Here is a 17,929-nt window from a genome sequence, read left to right on the forward strand (position 1 = left end):
ACCCTCGTGCCTGGATCTCGCGCAGCAGCACGGTAGCCGGGATCCAGCGCGGATGGGCCTGCGCGACGCGTTCGCGCAGATAGGACTGGTAGGCGTCGAGCTTGCAGGCCCTCGGCTCGCGCGGGCAGTAGCGCTGCGCATCTTGATCGCGCAGGTACCTGCGCACGGTGTTGCGCGAGCAGTCCAACTGCTTCGCGATCGCTCTGACACTCTCGCCCCTGCGGGCCATCACTCGTATCTCCACTGCCTGCTCCTGAGTCAACATCAGCAGCCTTCAAAAGGCCGCCATCGTGTCCCAGGTGGGTCACTTTTACTTCGGCGCAGTGGGTCAGTTTTACTTCGGCGCTAACACGCTGCGTTCACTGCCGCATAGGCAGCTCAGAAAATGGTCAGTAGGCCCCCAGCGGCAACAGCTCTGTTCACTGCCGCACAGGCAGCTCAGAAATCTCTGGTTGGCGCGCACCACGCGGCTCTTTCTGTTCACTGCCGCATAGGCAGCTCAGAAAAAGGAGCCGGGCGAGCTGCGCGGTTAAAGGCGCATTCGCTGCCGCATACGAGGCTCAGGAAAGCCGTGAGCCTCTTAGCTGTCGCCAAGCGGAAGGCGCACGTGGCACATACCGGGGGCGCCCTTCAGGGCCTGGTGTTGGGGCAGCCCGGTATCGGTGCCCCTTCCGTACATTCCGATGGGATGTTTTTGAAGACGACATCCCTGCCCACATAGACCTTGTTGGCCTGTATGGGTGCATCGAGTTGCCATTCGATATCGCCGTTCATCCAAAGATCGACCACTTCACTTCGGCCCAGCAAGGTCTTGGGCTCGATGCGATAGAGCTGCACTACATACGGCATCTTGAAGCGCGGATGGGTGACACGCTGCAGGAACGACGCCTTGTGGAATTCCAAGCGGTATACCCGGTGCGGGCTGTTCTCGGCATCGACGCCGGTGGGCGTCGCCAGAGCCCATCCTGCCAAGCAGCGCATTCAGGCCCAGGCACTAGGCAATACAAGGCACGTTCTTGAGGTGCGAAAGCTTCATCACCACTTTACGTAATGTGATGCCATCGGACGATGGTCACGGCCTCGTGTTGGGACAACCCGGTACCTGACCTGCTATTGGGCACTCTGACGGGATGTTTTCGAATATGACGTCCCTTCCCACATAAACCTTGTTGAATTGCACCGGCGGATCTAGATGCCAACTGATTTCACTGCCGGCCCAAAGATCAACCACTTTGCTTTCTCCCAGAAGTTCTTTGGGGTCAACCCGGTGCAGACGAACGATGGACGGGGCCCTTTGGCTGTAATGCACGATGCGCTGCCACAAAGAGGCATCGTAGATTTCCAGTCGGTACACGTAGTGGGGGCTATTGTAACTATTGAAGAGCGTCGGTGTGGACGCATACCAGCCCAGCACCAAACAGGCATTCATCACCAGACACCAGACGATGCATGGCACGTTCTTGAGATCGGACAGCTTCATCACCACTCCAGCTTGATCGAGAAAGGAAGGCGCACACGATGCACGTCGGAGACGATCACGAAATCTCCGCCCCGGCCATAAAGAGAACGCCATTGTCTGAAATGTCTGTTCTGCACCAGATAGCTCTGACGATCTGCCTCGGAGGAGTCGGTATAGGTCCACTGCTCAGTGAGGGGGACATCCAAAGTTGACCGAGGGCTGCGGGCTACGCCCTGATGACTCCAGAAGCCCAGAGGCTGCGATATGAAGGAATCGTCGTTGAAATCATAGGAGTCCTTCAAGTAGAAAGCCAACTCGTCGACTGCGATGGCCATCTTGCTGGGTTCCTTGGACGTCACCAAGCCCGACACCGCGATCTTGAGCGTTGACTCGCCCATGGCGCCATAGAAGTCGTCCATCGGGTCACCGAATCGGCCCACCTCCAGGAAATTCACTTGACAAGTGCTATCCAAGACTTTGGCGGGTTGATTCAAATTGCCGAAACGCCAGCTCTGTGAAGCAAGGCTGCCCATTTGTTCTTCGATACGTCTCTTGAGCTGCGCTATTCCGGCAGGGCTGTTCCATTGTGCCTGCAAGCTCGCCATAGCAGCCCGCACCCGGGCAAAGCCCAATGCCCATTCCATATGGACCGTGTCTTCGTCGAGTTGCCAGTCAGGCAGCTGGCCTAGACGGTTTGGCGGCAGACTGCGCTTTATCGGAAGCGTGATCTCAAACCCTACTCCCCTGAACCACCGCTCCATCAACGCCGCCGCCACCGGCCACCCCAAGCGCGAGCGCATCACCCCTGGAATGTCATCCAGCCGAAATCGCCGGACCTTCGGCGGCAGCTTCTCTTCCAAACGCGCACGCAGGCGCTCCGTATCGACACGGACGATGTCGTTCATGCGGCCCCTTCCCTCTCTATTTTTCTTCCGGGCCGGATTCTGGCGGCAAACATCTCCAGCGCCATACGCTGTCTCTACCGTATGGTTACGAGGTGCAACTGTCGAGCTGATAACCGGTGCTGCGAAAGCCTTGGTCGCCGATGGCACATGGTCAGGGGCTCAACCCCTGCCGCGCCCGTACCTTACCCATGCGCCCGCACCAGGCACTCCGCAAACGCCTGTGCCGCCCTCGACGGCGCAGGCGACCTGCGCACCAGCCCCACGAACCGGCACTCGTACCGCAGCAACTCCGGTCGCACCGCCTGCATGCGCCCTCGCCGCTCGAAATCCTGCGCGTAGTGGTCGGGCAAGAAGCCCAGGTACCGCCCCGACAGGATGAGCGTGGCGATCGATTCCTGGTCGAAGCCCGTGGCCGCGCGTGCGAAGCGGGCGCGGTGGCTCAGTTCCATGTTGGGCGAGTGGTAGCCCAGGCCGGCGAAGGGATGGTCCCGCACGGCATCCCAGTCCAGGCCGGTGTGGTCGGCACCGAAGAGCGGGTGGCCCGCGCCGCAGTAGAGCAGCATGGTCTCGCCGAACAGGTCCGTGTAGACCAGGCTCTGCGAGCTGCGGTGCGCGGGGATGATGCCGACCTGGTAGCTGCCGTCGATCACGCCGCGCTCGATGGCGTTGATCGGGCCCACGTGCAGCTGCAGTTCCACTTCGGGCGCCTGCCGGCCGAAGGCCGCGATGGCCTCGGCGATGCGCGCCGCCGGGTTGCTGGCGGTCTTGTCGAACACCGCCACGGCCAGCTGGCCACCCATGCGCGCGTGGATGTCGTCGATGCCGTCGCGGAAGCTGCGCACCGAGGCCAGCAGGCGCAGTGTTTCCTCATACACGCGCTGGCCCTCGGGTGTGAGCGCGAAGCCCGCCCGGCCGCGGCGGCAGAGCGTGAGGCCCAGGCGCGTTTCCAGGTCCTTCATGTGGCGGCTCACAGTGCTGGTGCCGATGTTGAGCTCCAGCTCGGCCGCTGCCATACCGCCGCATTCCGCCACGCTCTTGAACACCTGCAGCAGGCGCAGGTCCATGTCGCTGAGCTGGCCCAGCACGGCGCGCTCGCGGGTGGCGGGCACGGGGCCCGGCAGCGGGGAGGGCGAGGCGGGTGCGGGGGGTGAAGCAGGGGTCGTCATGGCTGGCGTGGAAGCTTGCATGAAATGGCAAGTGAACATGGATATTTGCTCATTCAAGAAATTATCCATCCCCGGAAGAATCGATACACGAATGCAGGCGCCGCAGGCTACGAGAACGCTGCCGCCGTGGCCTGCCTGCGTGTTTCTTCCGCCACCCGTTTCCAAAGGACCGACCATGGGCTTTTCCGTCATCGAACCCGCGCCCGGCGCGGATGCCGCCGCCCCCCGCATGGACGCCGCCTGGCTCGAAGCGCACTGGATGCCCTTCACGGGCAACCGCAACTTCAAGGCCCGCCCGCGCATGATCGTGGGTGCCCAGGGCGCCTACTACACCGATGCCGAAGGCCGCAAGATCTTCGACGGGCTCTCGGGCCTGTGGTGCTCCGGCCTGGGCCATGGCCGCAAGGAGATCGCCGAGGCGATCGGCCGCGCCGCCGCCACGCTGGACTATTCGCCGGCGTTCCAGTTCGGCCATCCCGCCTCGTTCGCGCTGGCGAACAAGCTCAAGGAGCTGACGCCCGAGGGGCTCGACTACGTGTTCTTCACCGGCTCGGGTTCCGAATCCGCCGACACGTCCCTGAAGATGGCGCGCGCCTACTGGCGCACCAAGGGCCAGGCGAGCAAGACGCGCCTGATCGGCCGCGAGAAGGGCTACCACGGCGTGAACTTCGGCGGCATCTCGGTGGGCGGCATCGTGGGCAACCGCAAGACCTTCGGCCAGGGCGTGGAGGCGGACCACATTCCGCACACGCAGCCGCCCGCAGGCACCTTCCAGCGCGGCATGGCCGAGGACGGCGGCCGCGCGCTGGCCGACAGGCTGCTGGACGTGATCGCCCTGCACGACGCCTCCAACATCGCCGCGGTGATCGTGGAGCCGTTCTCGGGCTCGGCCGGCGTGGTCATCCCGCCGAAGGGCTACCTGGAGCGCATCCGCGAGATCTGCACGCAGAACAACATCCTGCTGATCTTCGACGAGGTCATCACGGGCTTCGGCCGCTGCGGTGCCTGGACGGGCGCCGAGGCCTTCGGCGTGACGCCGGACATCCTGAACTTCGCCAAGCAGGTGACGAACGGCGCGCAGCCGCTCGGCGGCGTGATGGCCACCAAGGATATCTACGACACCTTCATCGCGCAGGGCGGCCCCGAGTACATGCTCGAGTTCCCGCACGGCTACACCTACTCCGCCCACCCCGTGGCGTGCGCTGCGGGCAACGCGGTGCTCGACATCCTGCAGAAGGAAGACATGCCCGGCCGCGCGCGCGCGCTGGCGCCGTTCTTCGAGAACGCGGTGCACGGCCTCAAGGGCACGAAGCACGTGGCCGACATCCGCAACTACGGCCTGGCCGCGGGCATCACCATCGCGGCCCTGCCGGGGGAGCCCGCGAAGCGCCCCTACGAGATCGCCATGAAGTGCTGGGACAAGGGCTTCTACGTGCGCTACGGCGGCGACACCATCCAGCTCGCCCCGCCCTTCATCAGCACCGAGGCGGAAATCGACCGCCTGGTCAGCGCCCTGGGCGACGCCCTGGACGAGGTGGCCTGACGCCCATGCACATCGCCATCCTGACCTTCGATGCCTTCAACGACCTGGATTCACTGGTCGCGTTCGGCATGCTCAACCGCATCGCACTGCAGGGCGACACGGATTGGCAGGTGCGCATCGCCAGTCCCGCGCAGCGGGTCACGTCCATGAACGGGCTGACGATCGATGCGCACGAAGGCCTGGACGCGCTGGCAGGGGCCGACGCGGTGCTGGTGGGCAGCGGCATGAAGACGCGCGATGTCGCCGCCGACCCGGCCATCATGGAGCAGCTGCGCGTGCTGGATCCTGCCCGCCAGTTGCTGGCCGCGCAGTGCTCGGGCACTTTCCTGCTGAGCCGCCTGGGGCTGCTCGGCGGCGTTCCGGCCTGCACCGACCTCACCAGCCGGCCCTGGGTGGAAGCCTCGGGCGTGCAGGTGGTGCAGCAGCCGTTCGTGGCGCGCGGCAATGTCGCCACGGCGGGCGGCTGCCTCGCCTCGCAGTACCTGGTCGCCTGGCTGCTGTGCCGCCTGAAGGGGCTGGACGCCGCACGCGAGGTGCTGCACTACTTCGCCCCCGTGGGCGAAAAGCAGGAGTACGTGGAGCGCGCACTGGGCCATGTGATCCCCCATCTGGTACCCCAGGCCGCCATGGCCTGACCCCCGCTTTTTCCATCGACAAGAACGCCATGCAACACGACAAATCCGTGACCTCCACCGTCGGCCACCTGATCGACGGCCAGATCGTCGCCGACACCGCCCGCACCCAGCCGGTGTTCGACCCCGCCACCGGCCAGTCCACCACCAGCGTGGCGCTGGCCGACCAGGCCACCGTCGAGGCGGCCATCGCCTCGGCCGAGAAGGCCTTCCCCGCCTGGCGCAATACGCCGCCGCTCAAGCGCGCGCGCGTGATGGCCAGGCTCAAGGAGCTGCTCGAGGAGAACGCCGACAAAATCGCCGCCCTCATCACCGCCGAACACGGCAAGGTGCTCGGCGACGCGCATGGCGAGCTGCAGCGCGGCATCGAGAACGTGGAATACGCGAGCTATGCGCCCGAACTGCTCAAGGGCGAGCACAGCCGCAACGTGGGCCCGAACATCGATTCGTGGTCCGAATTCCAGGCGCTGGGCGTCACCGCCGGCATCACGCCCTTCAACTTTCCGGCCATGGTGCCGCTGTGGATGTGGCCCATGGCCGTGGCCTGCGGCAACACCTTCGTGCTCAAGCCCTCCGAGCGCGATCCCAGCAGCGCACTGGTCATCGCCCAGCTGGCGCTGGAAGCAGGCCTGCCGCCCGGCGTGCTGAACGTGGTGAACGGCGACAAGACGGCGGTGGACACGCTGCTGCGCGATCCGCGCGTGAAGGCCGTGAGCTTCGTCGGCTCCACGCCGATCGCCGAATACATCTACGCGGAAGGCTGCAAACATGGCAAGCGCGTGCAGGCCCTGGGCGGCGCGAAGAACCACGCGGTGCTGATGCCCGACGCCGACATCGGCAACGCCGTGAGCGCGCTGATGGGCGCCGCCTATGGCAGCTGCGGCGAGCGCTGCATGGCCATCCCGCTGGTGATGGCCGTGGGCGACGAGACGGCCGATGCCGTGATCGCCGGCCTGAAGGCCGAGATCGCGAAGATGAAGGTCGGCCCCGGCACCGACAACGGCAACGACATGGGCCCGCTGGTGACGAAGCAGCACTTCGAGAAGGTGAAGGCCTACGTGGACAGCGGCGTCGCCGAAGGCGCGATGCTGGTGGTGGATGGCCGCACGGTGAAGGTGGCAGGCCATGAGGAAGGCTACTTCCTGGGCGCCTGCCTGTTCGACCATGTGAAGCCCGGCATGAAGATCTACCAGGAAGAGATCTTCGGCCCCGTGCTCGGCGTGGTGCGCGTGAAGAACCTGCAGGAAGCGATGCAGCTCATCGACGACCACGAGTACGGCAACGGCACCTGCATCTTCACGCGCGACGGCGAGGCGGCCCGCTACTTCACGGACCACATTCAGGTGGGCATGGTGGGCGTGAACGTGCCCCTGCCCGTGCCGGTGGCCTACCACTCGTTCGGAGGCTGGAAGCGCAGCCTGTTCGGCGACCTGCACGCCTACGGCCCGGATGCCGTGCGCTTCTACACCAAGCGCAAGACCATCACCCAGCGCTGGCCCTCGGCCGGCGTGCGCGAAGGCGCGGTGTTCAGCTTCCCGAGCAGCCGCTGAAAGCACGGCGGCCCGTGGCGCCCGAGGCAGCCACGGGCGCCACGCACCGGGATGCGGATCAGCGCGGGAGCACCGTCACCGCATTGCGGGCCTGGTCGGTGCTGAACATCACGCGCAGGTTCTGCGCCGGCACGCCGCGCGCCACCAGTTCCTTGCGCACGGCCAGCGCGCGGGCCAGGGCGATCTGGCGCGCGTTCTTGGTGACCTTCCGGTCGGCGTAGCCCTTGATCTCCCAGCGCTGGCCAGCGGCGGCCTTGTCTGCGGTCAGGGCATCGAGCAGCCCCGCGGTATCGGCAGGCAGTTCGGTCTCCAGGCCGGAGAACTCCGCGACCGTGCCGTCATCGGGAATGCGCACCGGGGCGGGCGCGGGGGCCGGAGCGGGAGCCGGCTCGGGTGCGGGGGCAGCAGCCGGCGGCGGGGCCTCGGCGGGGGTGCCGGGCGCCTGGCCGGACGCACCGGCGGCGCATCCGCCGAGCACGGCGGCGCAGCAGAGAAGGCTCAAGAGGGCACTGTAGGAACGCATGGAACGCATCGTTTCACCTGTTTTCATGGCTGGATGGGAAAGGGGCACGGCACACCGGCGCCAGGCACTCCCTCCCGGAGCAGCCGGCGCCACGGGATGCCGTGGCAGGCGGATTGTCACTCCATTGCGGGGCAATGCGGCCACCGACCCGCCCGGAAAGCCCGGGAAGGCGGCAGGAAGACAACACTGCAGCTTTCCGGAAAACTGCCGATAACGGAAGGATCCACTGTCGAGCCATCCTTAAACGCGTCCTCCACTGCGGGCCTGCCGGGACTTCGTCCCGCCTCCGATGCCTTCTTTTCCGAACCCGCCAGCGCCCTCGTCCGCACGCACCATCCACTGGCTGGTGCGGATGGACCACCGCAACCGCACCTTCTTCTACGCGCTATTGTTCCTCGCCCCGGATCGCGCAGTGCGGCGCACAGGGCCTGCCGCCGTCGCTGCTGATGATCGACATCGACCACTTCAAGCGCGTCAACGACACCCACGGCCCCGAGGCACTGTCCACCACCCTGTCGTGTGGTGTCTCGGCCTTCCCGCAGCACGCGCACGCGCCCCATGCGCTCACGGCCTGCGCGGACGAAGCGCTGTATGCCGCCAAGGTGCAGGGTCGCAACCGCGTGGCCGTGCACGGCACGGCCGGCGGGAGGCCGGTGCCCGCCTGAGGGGGCTATTCCTTCTTGCGCAGGTGGACCGACCGGGGGCCGCGCAGCGTCTCGGCGTCCAGGATCAGGCGGCCCTGGATGCGGCCCTTCATGCGCTGGACGCTGCTGGCGGCGTCGAGCATGTGCCGCGCCATCAATTCGCGCACCAGGGCGGCATCGCGCGCCCGTGCCGCCTGCACGATCTCGCGGTGGAATCGCGCATTGGTCTCGCCGAAGCGGCGGTGCTCCGACTTCGGGGTCCGGTTGCCGTACACGATGAGCTGGCGCAGCATCTCGTTGATCAGCTCGCAGGTGAAGCGCAGGAAAGGGTTCGGGTTCGCCGCGGCCAGGATGTCGTGGAAGTTCACGTCCTCTCGGCGCTGGGAGATCAGGTCTTCGCTGCTCGAATGGGGATCGCAGCAGGCGATGCTGTGCTCCAGCGCCTCGAAGTCGGCCTCCGTCAGGTGCGGCACGGCACCGGCGGCCAGTTCGGGCTCCAGGAACTGGCGCACGGCGTAGATGTTGTCGATGGTGACGTCCTGGAAGAACAGGTAGTTCTGCAGGAACTGCAGCGTGCGGTCCAGCGACACCTCGGCGATGGTGCCCCCGCCCGACGGGCCGGTGGAGATGGTCACCAGGCCCTGCACCTCCAGCGACTTGAGCGCCTCGCGGATGGTGCCCTTGCTCACCTCGAACTGCGCCTGCAGCTCGCTCTCGCGCGGCAGGCGGTCGCCGGGGCTCAGGTTCTTCTCGGTGATGAGCCGCTTGATCTCCTGTGCGACGAGGTCTGAGCGCTTGAGGGGCTTGATCGGCTTGCCGGCGGGCGGTTTCGTGGCCATGGTGCGTTGCGGATTGAAGACGGGTGGAGCGCGGCCTGGTGCAACGGCACCGGGCCGTCGGCTCTGTGGTGCAGTGTATGCACCACGGACGTGCAGCGGTGGGGCGGGCAGGGTTTACGTGCACGGTATTTGTTCTATTTATCACTATAAATAGGAAAGACACGTGGCACGCCGCGTGCTTTGCAAAAAAGCCTTGCCCCGGCCCGCAGGCGGCCGGATCCATCCCCACAGGAGCTTACCCCCATGCAACGTCGTCACCTCTTGCAACTCTTCGCGCTGGGAGCGCTGCCCGCATCGCTCGGCCTCGCACGCAGCGCATGGGCACAGTCCGCGGGCGCGATCCAGTTCGGTTGCCCCGTGCCCATGTCGGGAGCCTTCGCCGCGAACGGCAAGTTCGCCGACCTGGGCATGAAGCTGGCCATCGAGCAGTACGGAAAGGCTTTGGGCCGCCCCCTGGCCTACACCGTGCTCGACACCGAAGGCAAGCCCGCCACCGCAGTGCGCAAGGTGCAGGAGGCATCCCAGCAGCAGGGCGCTCGCTTCTTCGCGGGCGGCATCCTGTCGTCCGAATCGCTGGCCATGGGCAAGGAGGCCGAGAAGGCCGGCGGCATCTTCATCACCACCGCCGGTGCCGACGAGATCACCGGCAAGGACTGCAACAGCGCCACGTTCCGCTGGTCGGTTCCCACCTTCGGCGCCATCGAGCAGACCGTGCGCCCGCTGGCCGAGGCGCTGCCGAAGGCCAAGCGCTGGTACACCATCACGCCGCAGTACGTGTTCGGCGACGGTTTGCTCTCGGCCGCCAGGAACGTCTTCAAGGAAAAGGGCCTGGAACACGTGGGCAACAGCTACCACTCGCTCACCGAGAAGGAATTCAGCGGCTATCTCACCAACGCGATGGCCGCCAGGCCCGACGTGCTGCTGCTGCTGAACTTCGGCTCGCAGTCGTCGGACGCGCTGCGCCAGGCCGTGAGCTTCGGCATGCACAAGAACATGACCATCCTGATCGCCTGGGCTTCGGGGCTGGAGCAGTTCGAATCGCTGGGAGCGGACCTGTGCGACGGCATCTATTTCGGCGCGCAGTACTGGCACACCGTGAACGCCCCGCTGAACCTGGACCTGGTCAAGCGCAGCCAGGACAAGTTCAAGTCCAATCCCAACTACAGCCTGGCAGGCTCGTACATCTGCACCAAGCTGCTGATCGACGGGATCATCAAGGCCGGCACGGTGGACCCGAAGGCCGTGGTCGCGGCGATGGAGGGGATGAAGTACGCGGGCCTCACGGGCGAGGAAGAAATCCGTCGCGGCGACCACCAGGTGCTCAAGAACTACTACCTGCTCAAGGGCAAACCCAAGGCGAAGATGGCCAACAAGGACGACTACGTGGACGTGGTGAGCTCCGGCAAGTCGTTCCTGCCGCTGGACCAGACCGGCTGCAAGCTCGGCTGACGTCGGCTCGCCTCGAGCCCCCTCCCGCCCCGCACCACCGTGCCGGGGCTTTTTCATCCTGCGTCCTGCCCCCACTCCATGAGCATCTACCTGCTACAGGTCATCAACGGGATCGGCATCGGCATGCTGTATTTCCTGCTGGCGGTCGGCCTGTCCATCGTGTTCGGCCTGCTGCGCTTCGTGAACTTCGCGCACGGCGCGTTCTACCTGCTGGGCGCGTATTTGTGCTACCAGATGACGCGCTGGGGCCTGAGTTTCTGGCTCGCGCTGGCGGTGGTGCCGGTGGTGGTGGGCGCCCTGGGCTGGCTCACCGAAAAGCTCGTGCTGCGCCACGTGTACGCCAAGCCGCACGAGTTCCACATCCTCGTCACCGTGGGCCTGGCCCTCGCCGTGCAGGAACTGGTGATTCTGCAGTGGGGACCGCTGGGCGACAGCGTGGCCGTGCCCGACCTGCTGCAGGGCGTGGTCATGTGGGGCAGCTTCGTCTATCCCAAGTACCGGCTCTTCGTGATCGGCTTCACTGCCGTGCTGGCCGTGGGCCTGTGGTGGGTGCTCGAAGGCACGCGCCTGGGCAGCGCGGTGCGCGCGGGCAGCGAATCGACCGAGATGGTGTCGCTGCTGGGCATCAACGTGTTCCGCATCTTCAGCCTGGTGTTCGCGCTGGGAGCGGCCACCGCCGCCATCGCGGGCGTGCTGGCGGCGCCCATCCGCGGCGCCGAGCCCTTCATGGGCATCGAGGCGCTGGGCGTGGCCTTCGTGGTCGTGGTGGTGGGCGGCATGGGCAGCTTTGGCGGCGCGCTGGTGGGCGGCCTGCTGATCGGCATCGTGCAGAGCGTGATGAGCACCATCTGGCCCGAGGGCGCGCGCCTGATGATCTACGTCGCCATGGCCGCCGTGCTGCTGCTGCGCCCGCATGGCCTGCTGGGCCGCAAAGGATGAACACCGCCATGACGATCTTGCGCAAACATTCCCACCTGCTGCTGGCGCTGGCCTTCGTGCTGGCGATGCCGCTCGCCATGCAGTCCGGCTCCCTCGCCAGCGAGGTGCTGATCTACGGCCTCGCCGCCATGGGCTGCAATCTGCTGCTGGGGCACACGGGGCTGCTGTCGTTCGGGCAGGGCATCTTCTTCGGCCTGGGCAGCTACACCATTGCCCTCACGCTCACGCGCTGGCCCCTGCCCATGCCGCTGGCCCTGGCGCTCGCCGTGGTGGCGGGCGCGGTGGGCGCCGCGCTGGTGGGCTGGGTCGCCATCCGGCAGCGCGGCACCTACTTCGTGATGCTGACGCTCGCCTTCGCGCAGATGTTCTACTTTCTCGCCTACTCGATGCCCGGCCTCACGGGAGGCGACAACGGCCTGATGGACATTCCGCGCCCGTCCCTCGCCGTGGGCAAGTTCACGCTGTGGCCACTCACCTCGCCCTGGCAGTACTACGGCTTCGTCGCCGTGGTGTTCCTGGTGGCTTTCTGGCTGCTGCAGAAGGTGTCGGCCTCGGTGTTCGGCCGCACCCTGCTGGCCGTTCGCGACAACGAGGAGCGCGCGGGCGCCATCGGCTACGACCTGAAGCTGCTGAAGCTGCAGGCGTTCGTGATCTCGGGCGCCGTCACGGGCCTGGCCGGCGCGCTGCACGCCATGATGACCGGCATCGCCCCGCTGGCGAATGCCGAATACCACACGAGCGAGATGATCCTCGTGATGACCGTGATCGGCGGCACCGGCAACCTGCTGGCCTCGCTGCTCGGCTCGGCCTTCTACCTGATCGTGGGCGACTGGCTTTCCACCCTGTGGCCGCGCTGGCTGCTGCTGCTGGGCGTGGTGCTGATGGTGATCAGCTTAGGGATGCAACGCGGCCTCTGGGGCCTGTTTGAATCGGCCTGGGACCGCCTGCGCGGCGCGAAGCACCCCGGGGACGCCACCCCTGCCGGCACGAGAGACAAAGCATGAGCACGGCCCCCATCCTGCTGGAAGCCATCGGCGTCGAGAAACGCTACGACAAGTTCGCCGCACTCTCGGGCGTCGACCTGAAAGTGCGCGCGAACACCGTGCATTCGGTGATCGGCCCCAACGGCGCGGGCAAGACCACGCTGTTCCACATGCTCACCGGCACCAAGGCGGTGAGCGGCGGACGCATCGTGTTCGACGGCCACGACGTGACGCGCGAGCCCGACCACCGCCGCGTGCAGCGCGGCATGGCCCGCTCGTTCCAGGTGACGAGCCTGTTCCTCACGCTGCCGGTGCGCGAGAACCTGCGGCTCGCTGCGCAGGGCACGTCGCCCGCGCAGGCCCTCAACTGCTGGAGCGCGCCCGTCGGCCCCCGATCCCGCGCCGACGTGGTGGCCCGCGTGCTGGCGCGGCTGGGCCTGGAGCGGCATGCCGACACGCCCGTGGGCAACCTCTCGCACGGCCAGCAGCGCCGGCTGGAAGTGGGCATGGCGCTGGCCGCGGGCCCGAAGGCCATCTTCCTGGACGAGCCCACCTCGGGCATGGGCATCGACGACCTGGACGATATGAAGCGGCTGATCCAGGGCCTGAAGGACGAGCACACGGTCGTGCTCATCGAGCACAACATGAACATCGTGATGGACATCTCCGACACCGTCACCGTCATGCAGCAGGGCCGCGTGCTGGCCGAGGGCCATCCGCACGCGATCCGCAGCGACGAACGCGTGCGCAGCGCCTACCTGGGCAACATGATCACCGGAGGCAAGGCATGACGAGCATCCTGCAGATCGAGGGGCTGCACGCCCACTACGGCAAGAGCCACGTGCTGCAGGGTATCGACCTGCATGTGGACGACGGCGAGCTGGTCACGCTGCTCGGGCGCAACGGCGCCGGCAAGACCACCACGCTCAAAAGCATCTGCGGCGTGGTGACACCCAGCCAGGGGCGCGTGCGCTTCCAGGGTGGGGAGGTGCAGGGCCTGCCCCCGCACCGCATCGCGCAGCGCGGCATCTGCCTGGTGCCCGAGCACCGCGGCATCTTCCGGCTGCTCACGGTGGAAGAGAACCTGCTGCTCGGCCAGCGCAGGCAGTCGCCCTGGCAACTGGCCGACATCTACCGCATCTTCCCGCGCCTGAAGGAGCGCCGCACCAACGGGGGCGGGCAGCTCTCGGGCGGCGAGCAGCAGATGTTGGCCATCGGCCGCGCGCTGATGAACGCGCCGCGCCTGCTCATGCTGGACGAGCCCGTGGAGGGCCTCGCGCCCGTGATCGTCGAGGAGATCGTGTCCCAGCTGCAGGCGATCAAGGCCGCGGGCGTGGCCATCCTGCTCGTGGAGCAGAACCTCGAAGTCTGCACCCAGCTGGCCGACCGCCACTACATCATCGAACAGGGCGCCGTCGTGCACGAGGCCCGCAACGACGCCTTCCTGGCCGACGAGGCGACGAAAGACCGCTACCTGGGCGTCGGCCTCGCATAACCCCCGAACCCCATTCAGGATCACCGACCGTGGACATGAAGACATCTCCCCCCGCGCTGCAGGCCCGCGTGAACGGCGCGCGGCTGTGGCAATCGCTGATGGACCTGGCGCGCATCGGCGCCACGCCGAAGGGCGGCGTGTGCCGGCTGGCGCTCACCGCGCTGGACGGCGAGGGCCGCGATCTGTTTGTGCGCTGGGCGCGCGAGGCAGGCTGCAGCGTGCGCATCGACGCCATCGGCAACATCTTCGCGCGCCGCGCCGGTCGCAACGACGCCCTGCCGCCCGTGATGACCGGCAGCCACATCGACACCCAGCCCACCGGTGGCAAGTTCGACGGCAACTACGGCGTGCTGGCCGGCCTGGAGGTGGTGCGCAGCCTGAACGACGCGGGCATCGAGACCGAAGCGCCGATCGAAGTGGCAGTGTGGACCAACGAGGAAGGCTCGCGCTTCGTGCCCGTGATGATGGGCTCGGGCGTGTTCGCCGGCGCCTTCACGCTGGAGCATGCGCTGGCCCAGCGCGATGGCCAGGGCACCCGCGTGGCCGAAGCGCTCGCCGCCATCGGCTATGCCGGTGAGGCCACCCCCACGCCCGCGGTGGGGGCGTATTTCGAGGCGCACATCGAGCAGGGGCCGGTGCTGGAGGCCAACGGCTGCGTGATCGGCGTGGTGCAGGGCGCCCTCGGGCAGCGCTGGTACGACGTAACCGTGCAGGGCATGGAAGCCCACGCGGGCCCCACGCCCATGGACCTGCGCCGCGACGCGCTGCTGGCGGCGAGCAGCCTGGTGGAAGCGGTGAACCGCATCGCACTGGCGCACGCGCCGCACGCCCGCGGCACGGTGGGCGTGCTGGAGGTGTTCCCCAGTTCGCGCAACGTGATCCCCGGCAGCGTGCGCATGACGGTGGACCTGCGCGCCGCCGACGACGCGGTGCTGCTGCAGATGGATGCCGCCCTGCGCGCGGCCTGCGAACGCATCGAGGCCACACGCCGCACGCCGATGGCGGTGGAGCAGGTGGTGTACTTCCCGCCGCAGCCCTTCACCCCGGAGCTGGTCGAAGGCGTGCGCGCAGACGCGGCCGCGCTGGGCTACAGCGCCATGGACGTGGTGAGCGGCGCCGGGCACGACGCCGTCTACCTGGCGCGCCTTGCGCCCACCGCCATGGTCTTCGTGCCGTGCGCGGACGGCATCAGCCACAACGAGATCGAGGACGCCGAGCCCGAGCACCTGGAAGCCGGCTGCAACGTACTGCTGCACGCCATGCTGCGCAGCGCGGGGGTGGCGGCATGACGATGAAGTTCCTGATCGCGCGGCTCAACCACGAGACCAACACCTTCTCCCCGGTGCCCACTCCGCTGGAGGCCTTCTCCCCGAGCTACGGGCAGCAGGCGCTGCAGGACAACCTGGGCATGCGCACCGCCATGGCGGCCTTCATCGACCTGGCCCGGAGCCTGAATGCCGAGATGGTGACGCCCGTCTCTGCCATGGCCAACCCCAGCGGCCCGGTGCATGCCGCCGCCTACGATGAGCTCACCCGCCGCATCGTGGAGGCCGCGCCCGGATGCGACGCCATCCTGCTGGACCTGCACGGCGCCATGGTGGCCGAGAACAGCCCCGACGGCGAAGGCGACCTGCTGGAGCGCGTGCGCGCGGCCGCCCCCGGCGTGCCGGTGGCCGTCGCGCTGGACCTGCACGGCAACATCACGCCCAAGATGGTCGCCCACGCCGACGTGATGGTGGGCTTCAAGACCTATCCGCACGTGGACATGTACGAGACCGGCGAGCATGCGGGCCGGCTGCTGCTGGCCATGCTCCAGGGCCGGGCACGCTACACCGTGCGCTGGCATCCATTGCCCATGATGGGCCACACGCTGCGCAGCACCACGCTGCAGGGCGCGATGCTGCGCGCGGTGGACGCAGCGCGCGCAGCCGAGGCCGAAGGCATCCCCGCCGCCACGGTGTTCGCGGGCTTCTCGCTCGCCGACATCGAAGCGCCCTGCATGAGCGTGGTCGTCACCGCCGATGCCGATGATCCCGCGCCGGCCCAGGCCGCCGCGGACCGGATCGCCGCCACGATCTGGGAGGAGCGCGCGGAATTCATCTACGACAGCGAGCCGCTGGACGCCTCGCTGCGGCGCGCCCGGGCCCTGGCCGAGGGCGCGGACCGCCCCGTGCTGCTGCTGGACCACAGCGACAACTGCATGTCCGGCGGCACCTGCGACTCCATGGACGTGCTGCAGGCCGCATTGGCCGAGGGACTGGAAGACATCGCCGTGGGCCCTTTGTGCGACCCCGAAGCGGTGGCCGAACTGGCCGCGGCCGGCGTGGGCGCGCGCATTGCCGTCCGCCTGGGCAACAAGGTACCGCTCACCCAGCTCGCTGTCGCCAAGGAGCCGGTAGTCGTCGAGGGCACGGTGGCGGCCATCAGCGACGGCGAATACACCGTCACCGGCCCCATCTACACCGGCCAGCGCTGCGCCATGGGACGCACCGTGCTGTTCGACACGGGCAGGGCGTGCATCGTGTTGACCGAGCGCACGCACGAACCGTGGGACCTGGGTGTCTTCTCCTGCGTGGGCGTGGACCCGTCCGCCCACCGCTTCGTGCTGCTCAAGTCGCGCATGTATTGCCGCCCGGTGTTCGTGCCGCTCTCGCACGCGCTGGTCGAGTGCGACAGCCCCACGGGGGTGACGAGTTCCAACTACGCACTCTTCCCGTTCAGGAACGTGCGGCGGCCGGTGTTTCCGCTCGATCCGGCCTGAGAACGCGACAGCGGCGCAGGCAGGCCTTCCCCTGGTCCGCAGGGGACCTGCAGCAGGGCCCGCAGGCTACTGCACGAGCTGCCAGAAAGTCACCTGCGCGAACTTGGCATCGCTGGCCCAGGGGTCCCATATGGTCTTGTCGCCCTTGCCGCGGGCACCGGGCCAGCCACCGAGGGACGTGGACATGGCCGGAGGATAGCTGCCGCGGGTCCGCAATGTTTCCGTCTTGCCGCCCCGGGTGTACGAATACCCGCCAGCCGCCTTGTCGGGTCCGGGATAGACCACGATGACGTGTCCATGTCCCGATTCCTTCTTGCCGCCGACGATGAGTGCACCGCCGCGCGCCAGCTCGCCCACCTGCGACGCAGGAACGGAGCGCCAGTGGCGCTGGCCCTGCACGTGGTCCATGAGCGCGTTGGCGTTCATCCACGGCTGGTCAGGCAGGTACTGCTGGATCACGTACCAGACCGAATGGCTTCTTCGCGGGGGAGGCACGGTAGAAGCGGGCTTCGCCGTCCCACCGCAGGGTGGGCAAGCGGTAGTCGCCGCCCTGCGCAGGCGAGCGCACCTGCAGCTGGATTTCCTGGGGAATGCCGTCGCGCCAGCGGCCCGGGCGCATCTCGAGGTCTTCGGGCGGGTCCACGGGAAAGAGGTGTGGCAACCGGGCCAGGCAACGGCCCGCCTCGTCCACCAGCAGCGGCAGGGGAAAGCGCTCCCATGGGGCATCGGCCGGCAGATTGCGGTAGTAGGCGTCGGTGAACACCGCCACCAGGCGGACCTTGGCAGGCGCCCGGGCCGGTGCCTTGCCCGCCGGGCGTTCGGCGAGGGCACACACGCGCGTCGCGTCGCGGTAGGGCGCCCACGCTGCAGGGAGCGCCAGGTCGGTGCCAGGCGGCTGGCAGTGGGCGGGGTCGATGGCCGGAGGCACCTTGGTCCCGGCCTGGACCGCAGTGGACAGCGCAGCGGCCACCAGCCAGCCGGACCATGAAAGAACTGCGTTCATGGGAGCATCAAAAAAGGAATGTTTCGGGCGCTTGCAGA

Annotated in this window: 19 protein-coding genes and 1 pseudogene; 11 read left to right on the forward strand and 9 right to left on the reverse strand. The window is 67.4% G+C overall.

Annotated elements, in window-relative coordinates:
- From BLR05_RS13585 to BLR05_RS13605, 5 genes and pseudogenes are all read right to left on the reverse strand, one after another.
- Positions 1–265: helix-turn-helix domain-containing protein (locus BLR05_RS13585; protein WP_143015915.1), on the reverse strand; the 265-nt coding region annotated here is incomplete at its 3' end.
- Positions 266–630: 365 nt separating this feature from the next.
- A pseudogene (locus BLR05_RS13590) lies at positions 631–991 on the reverse strand (hypothetical protein).
- An 81-nt stretch (positions 992–1,072) separates the two neighbouring features.
- On the reverse strand, positions 1,073–1,480 hold the full coding sequence (locus BLR05_RS13595) for a hypothetical protein (RefSeq protein WP_092835058.1): 408 nt from the start codon (positions 1,478–1,480) through the stop codon (positions 1,073–1,075).
- Positions 1,480–2,364, reverse strand: a complete 885-nt coding sequence (locus BLR05_RS13600) for a DUF6402 family protein (protein WP_092835060.1) — start codon at positions 2,362–2,364, stop codon at positions 1,480–1,482. The genes BLR05_RS13595 and BLR05_RS13600 overlap by 1 nt, the downstream gene beginning before the upstream one ends.
- A gap of 182 nt (positions 2,365–2,546) precedes the next feature.
- The gene (locus BLR05_RS13605) at positions 2,547–3,428 is read right to left on the reverse strand and encodes a LysR family transcriptional regulator (protein ID WP_092835262.1); all 882 of its coding nucleotides are present in this window, start codon (positions 3,426–3,428) and stop codon (positions 2,547–2,549) included.
- Positions 3,429–3,705: 277 nt separating this feature from the next.
- Here BLR05_RS13605 and aptA point away from each other — a divergent pair, with 277 nt between their 5' ends.
- From aptA to BLR05_RS13620, 3 genes are read left to right on the forward strand one after another with little or no spacing between them, the layout of a single operon-like run.
- Positions 3,706–5,073, forward strand: coding sequence for an omega-aminotransferase AptA (gene aptA / locus BLR05_RS13610; RefSeq protein ID WP_092835062.1), 1,368 nt, complete (start codon positions 3,706–3,708; stop codon positions 5,071–5,073).
- Between the two features lie 5 nt (positions 5,074–5,078).
- Complete coding sequence (locus BLR05_RS13615) at positions 5,079–5,708, forward strand: DJ-1/PfpI family protein (protein ID WP_092835064.1); 630 nt, start codon at positions 5,079–5,081, stop codon at positions 5,706–5,708.
- A 29-nt stretch (positions 5,709–5,737) separates the two neighbouring features.
- Positions 5,738–7,255, forward strand: coding sequence for a CoA-acylating methylmalonate-semialdehyde dehydrogenase (locus BLR05_RS13620; RefSeq protein WP_092835066.1), 1,518 nt, complete (start codon positions 5,738–5,740; stop codon positions 7,253–7,255).
- 58 nt (positions 7,256–7,313) lie between these two features.
- On the opposite strand, the gene BLR05_RS26775 is transcribed toward BLR05_RS13620, so the two are convergent.
- Complete coding sequence (locus tag BLR05_RS26775) at positions 7,314–7,778, reverse strand: OmpA family protein (protein ID WP_225980236.1); 465 nt, start codon at positions 7,776–7,778, stop codon at positions 7,314–7,316.
- A gap of 446 nt (positions 7,779–8,224) precedes the next feature.
- Between BLR05_RS26775 and BLR05_RS13630 the strand changes: the two genes are divergently transcribed.
- A complete protein-coding gene (locus BLR05_RS13630) occupies positions 8,225–8,443 on the forward strand; it encodes a GGDEF domain-containing protein (RefSeq protein WP_225979032.1) in 219 nt (72 codons plus the stop codon).
- 5 nt (positions 8,444–8,448) lie between these two features.
- On the opposite strand, the gene BLR05_RS13635 is transcribed toward BLR05_RS13630, so the two are convergent.
- Positions 8,449–9,261: a FadR/GntR family transcriptional regulator gene (locus BLR05_RS13635; protein WP_092835070.1), complete on the reverse strand. Its 813-nt coding sequence runs from the start codon at positions 9,259–9,261 to the stop codon at positions 8,449–8,451.
- Between the two features lie 243 nt (positions 9,262–9,504).
- Here BLR05_RS13635 and BLR05_RS13640 point away from each other — a divergent pair, with 243 nt between their 5' ends.
- The 7 genes from BLR05_RS13640 to BLR05_RS13670 all read left to right on the forward strand — a co-directional run bounded on the left by BLR05_RS13640 (position 9,505) and on the right by BLR05_RS13670 (position 16,888).
- The gene (locus tag BLR05_RS13640) at positions 9,505–10,710 is read left to right on the forward strand and encodes an ABC transporter substrate-binding protein (RefSeq protein ID WP_092835072.1); all 1,206 of its coding nucleotides are present in this window, start codon (positions 9,505–9,507) and stop codon (positions 10,708–10,710) included.
- Between the two features lie 78 nt (positions 10,711–10,788).
- Positions 10,789–11,649 (forward strand): branched-chain amino acid ABC transporter permease, encoded by an 861-nt coding sequence (locus BLR05_RS13645; RefSeq protein ID WP_092835074.1) that lies wholly within the window; start codon positions 10,789–10,791, stop codon positions 11,647–11,649.
- 8 nt (positions 11,650–11,657) lie between these two features.
- Entirely contained in the window at positions 11,658–12,653 is a 996-nt protein-coding gene (locus tag BLR05_RS13650) for a branched-chain amino acid ABC transporter permease (RefSeq protein ID WP_092835264.1), read from the forward strand.
- Complete coding sequence (locus tag BLR05_RS13655) at positions 12,650–13,423, forward strand: ABC transporter ATP-binding protein (protein WP_092835076.1); 774 nt, start codon at positions 12,650–12,652, stop codon at positions 13,421–13,423. The genes BLR05_RS13650 and BLR05_RS13655 overlap by 4 nt, the downstream gene beginning before the upstream one ends.
- On the forward strand, positions 13,420–14,127 hold the full coding sequence (locus BLR05_RS13660) for an ABC transporter ATP-binding protein (RefSeq protein ID WP_092835078.1): 708 nt from the start codon (positions 13,420–13,422) through the stop codon (positions 14,125–14,127). The genes BLR05_RS13655 and BLR05_RS13660 overlap by 4 nt, the downstream gene beginning before the upstream one ends.
- Before the next feature lie 35 nt (positions 14,128–14,162).
- Entirely contained in the window at positions 14,163–15,416 is a 1,254-nt protein-coding gene (locus BLR05_RS13665; RefSeq protein ID WP_092835080.1) for a Zn-dependent hydrolase, read from the forward strand.
- Between the two features lie 2 nt (positions 15,417–15,418).
- Positions 15,419–16,888, forward strand: a complete 1,470-nt coding sequence (locus tag BLR05_RS13670; RefSeq protein WP_092835082.1) for a M81 family metallopeptidase — start codon at positions 15,419–15,421, stop codon at positions 16,886–16,888.
- Between the two features lie 66 nt (positions 16,889–16,954).
- Here BLR05_RS13670 and BLR05_RS13675 read toward each other — a convergent pair whose 3' ends face one another.
- Both BLR05_RS13675 and BLR05_RS13680 read right to left on the reverse strand, forming a co-directional pair.
- Entirely contained in the window at positions 16,955–17,314 is a 360-nt protein-coding gene (locus tag BLR05_RS13675; RefSeq protein WP_225979033.1) for a hypothetical protein, read from the reverse strand.
- A 10-nt stretch (positions 17,315–17,324) separates the two neighbouring features.
- The gene (locus BLR05_RS13680; protein WP_092835084.1) at positions 17,325–17,891 is read right to left on the reverse strand and encodes a hypothetical protein; all 567 of its coding nucleotides are present in this window, start codon (positions 17,889–17,891) and stop codon (positions 17,325–17,327) included.
- Positions 17,892–17,929: the final 38 nt, after the last annotated feature.

The organism is Paracidovorax cattleyae (assembly GCF_900104515.1).
GTDB lineage: Bacteria > Pseudomonadota > Gammaproteobacteria > Burkholderiales > Burkholderiaceae_C > Paracidovorax > Paracidovorax cattleyae.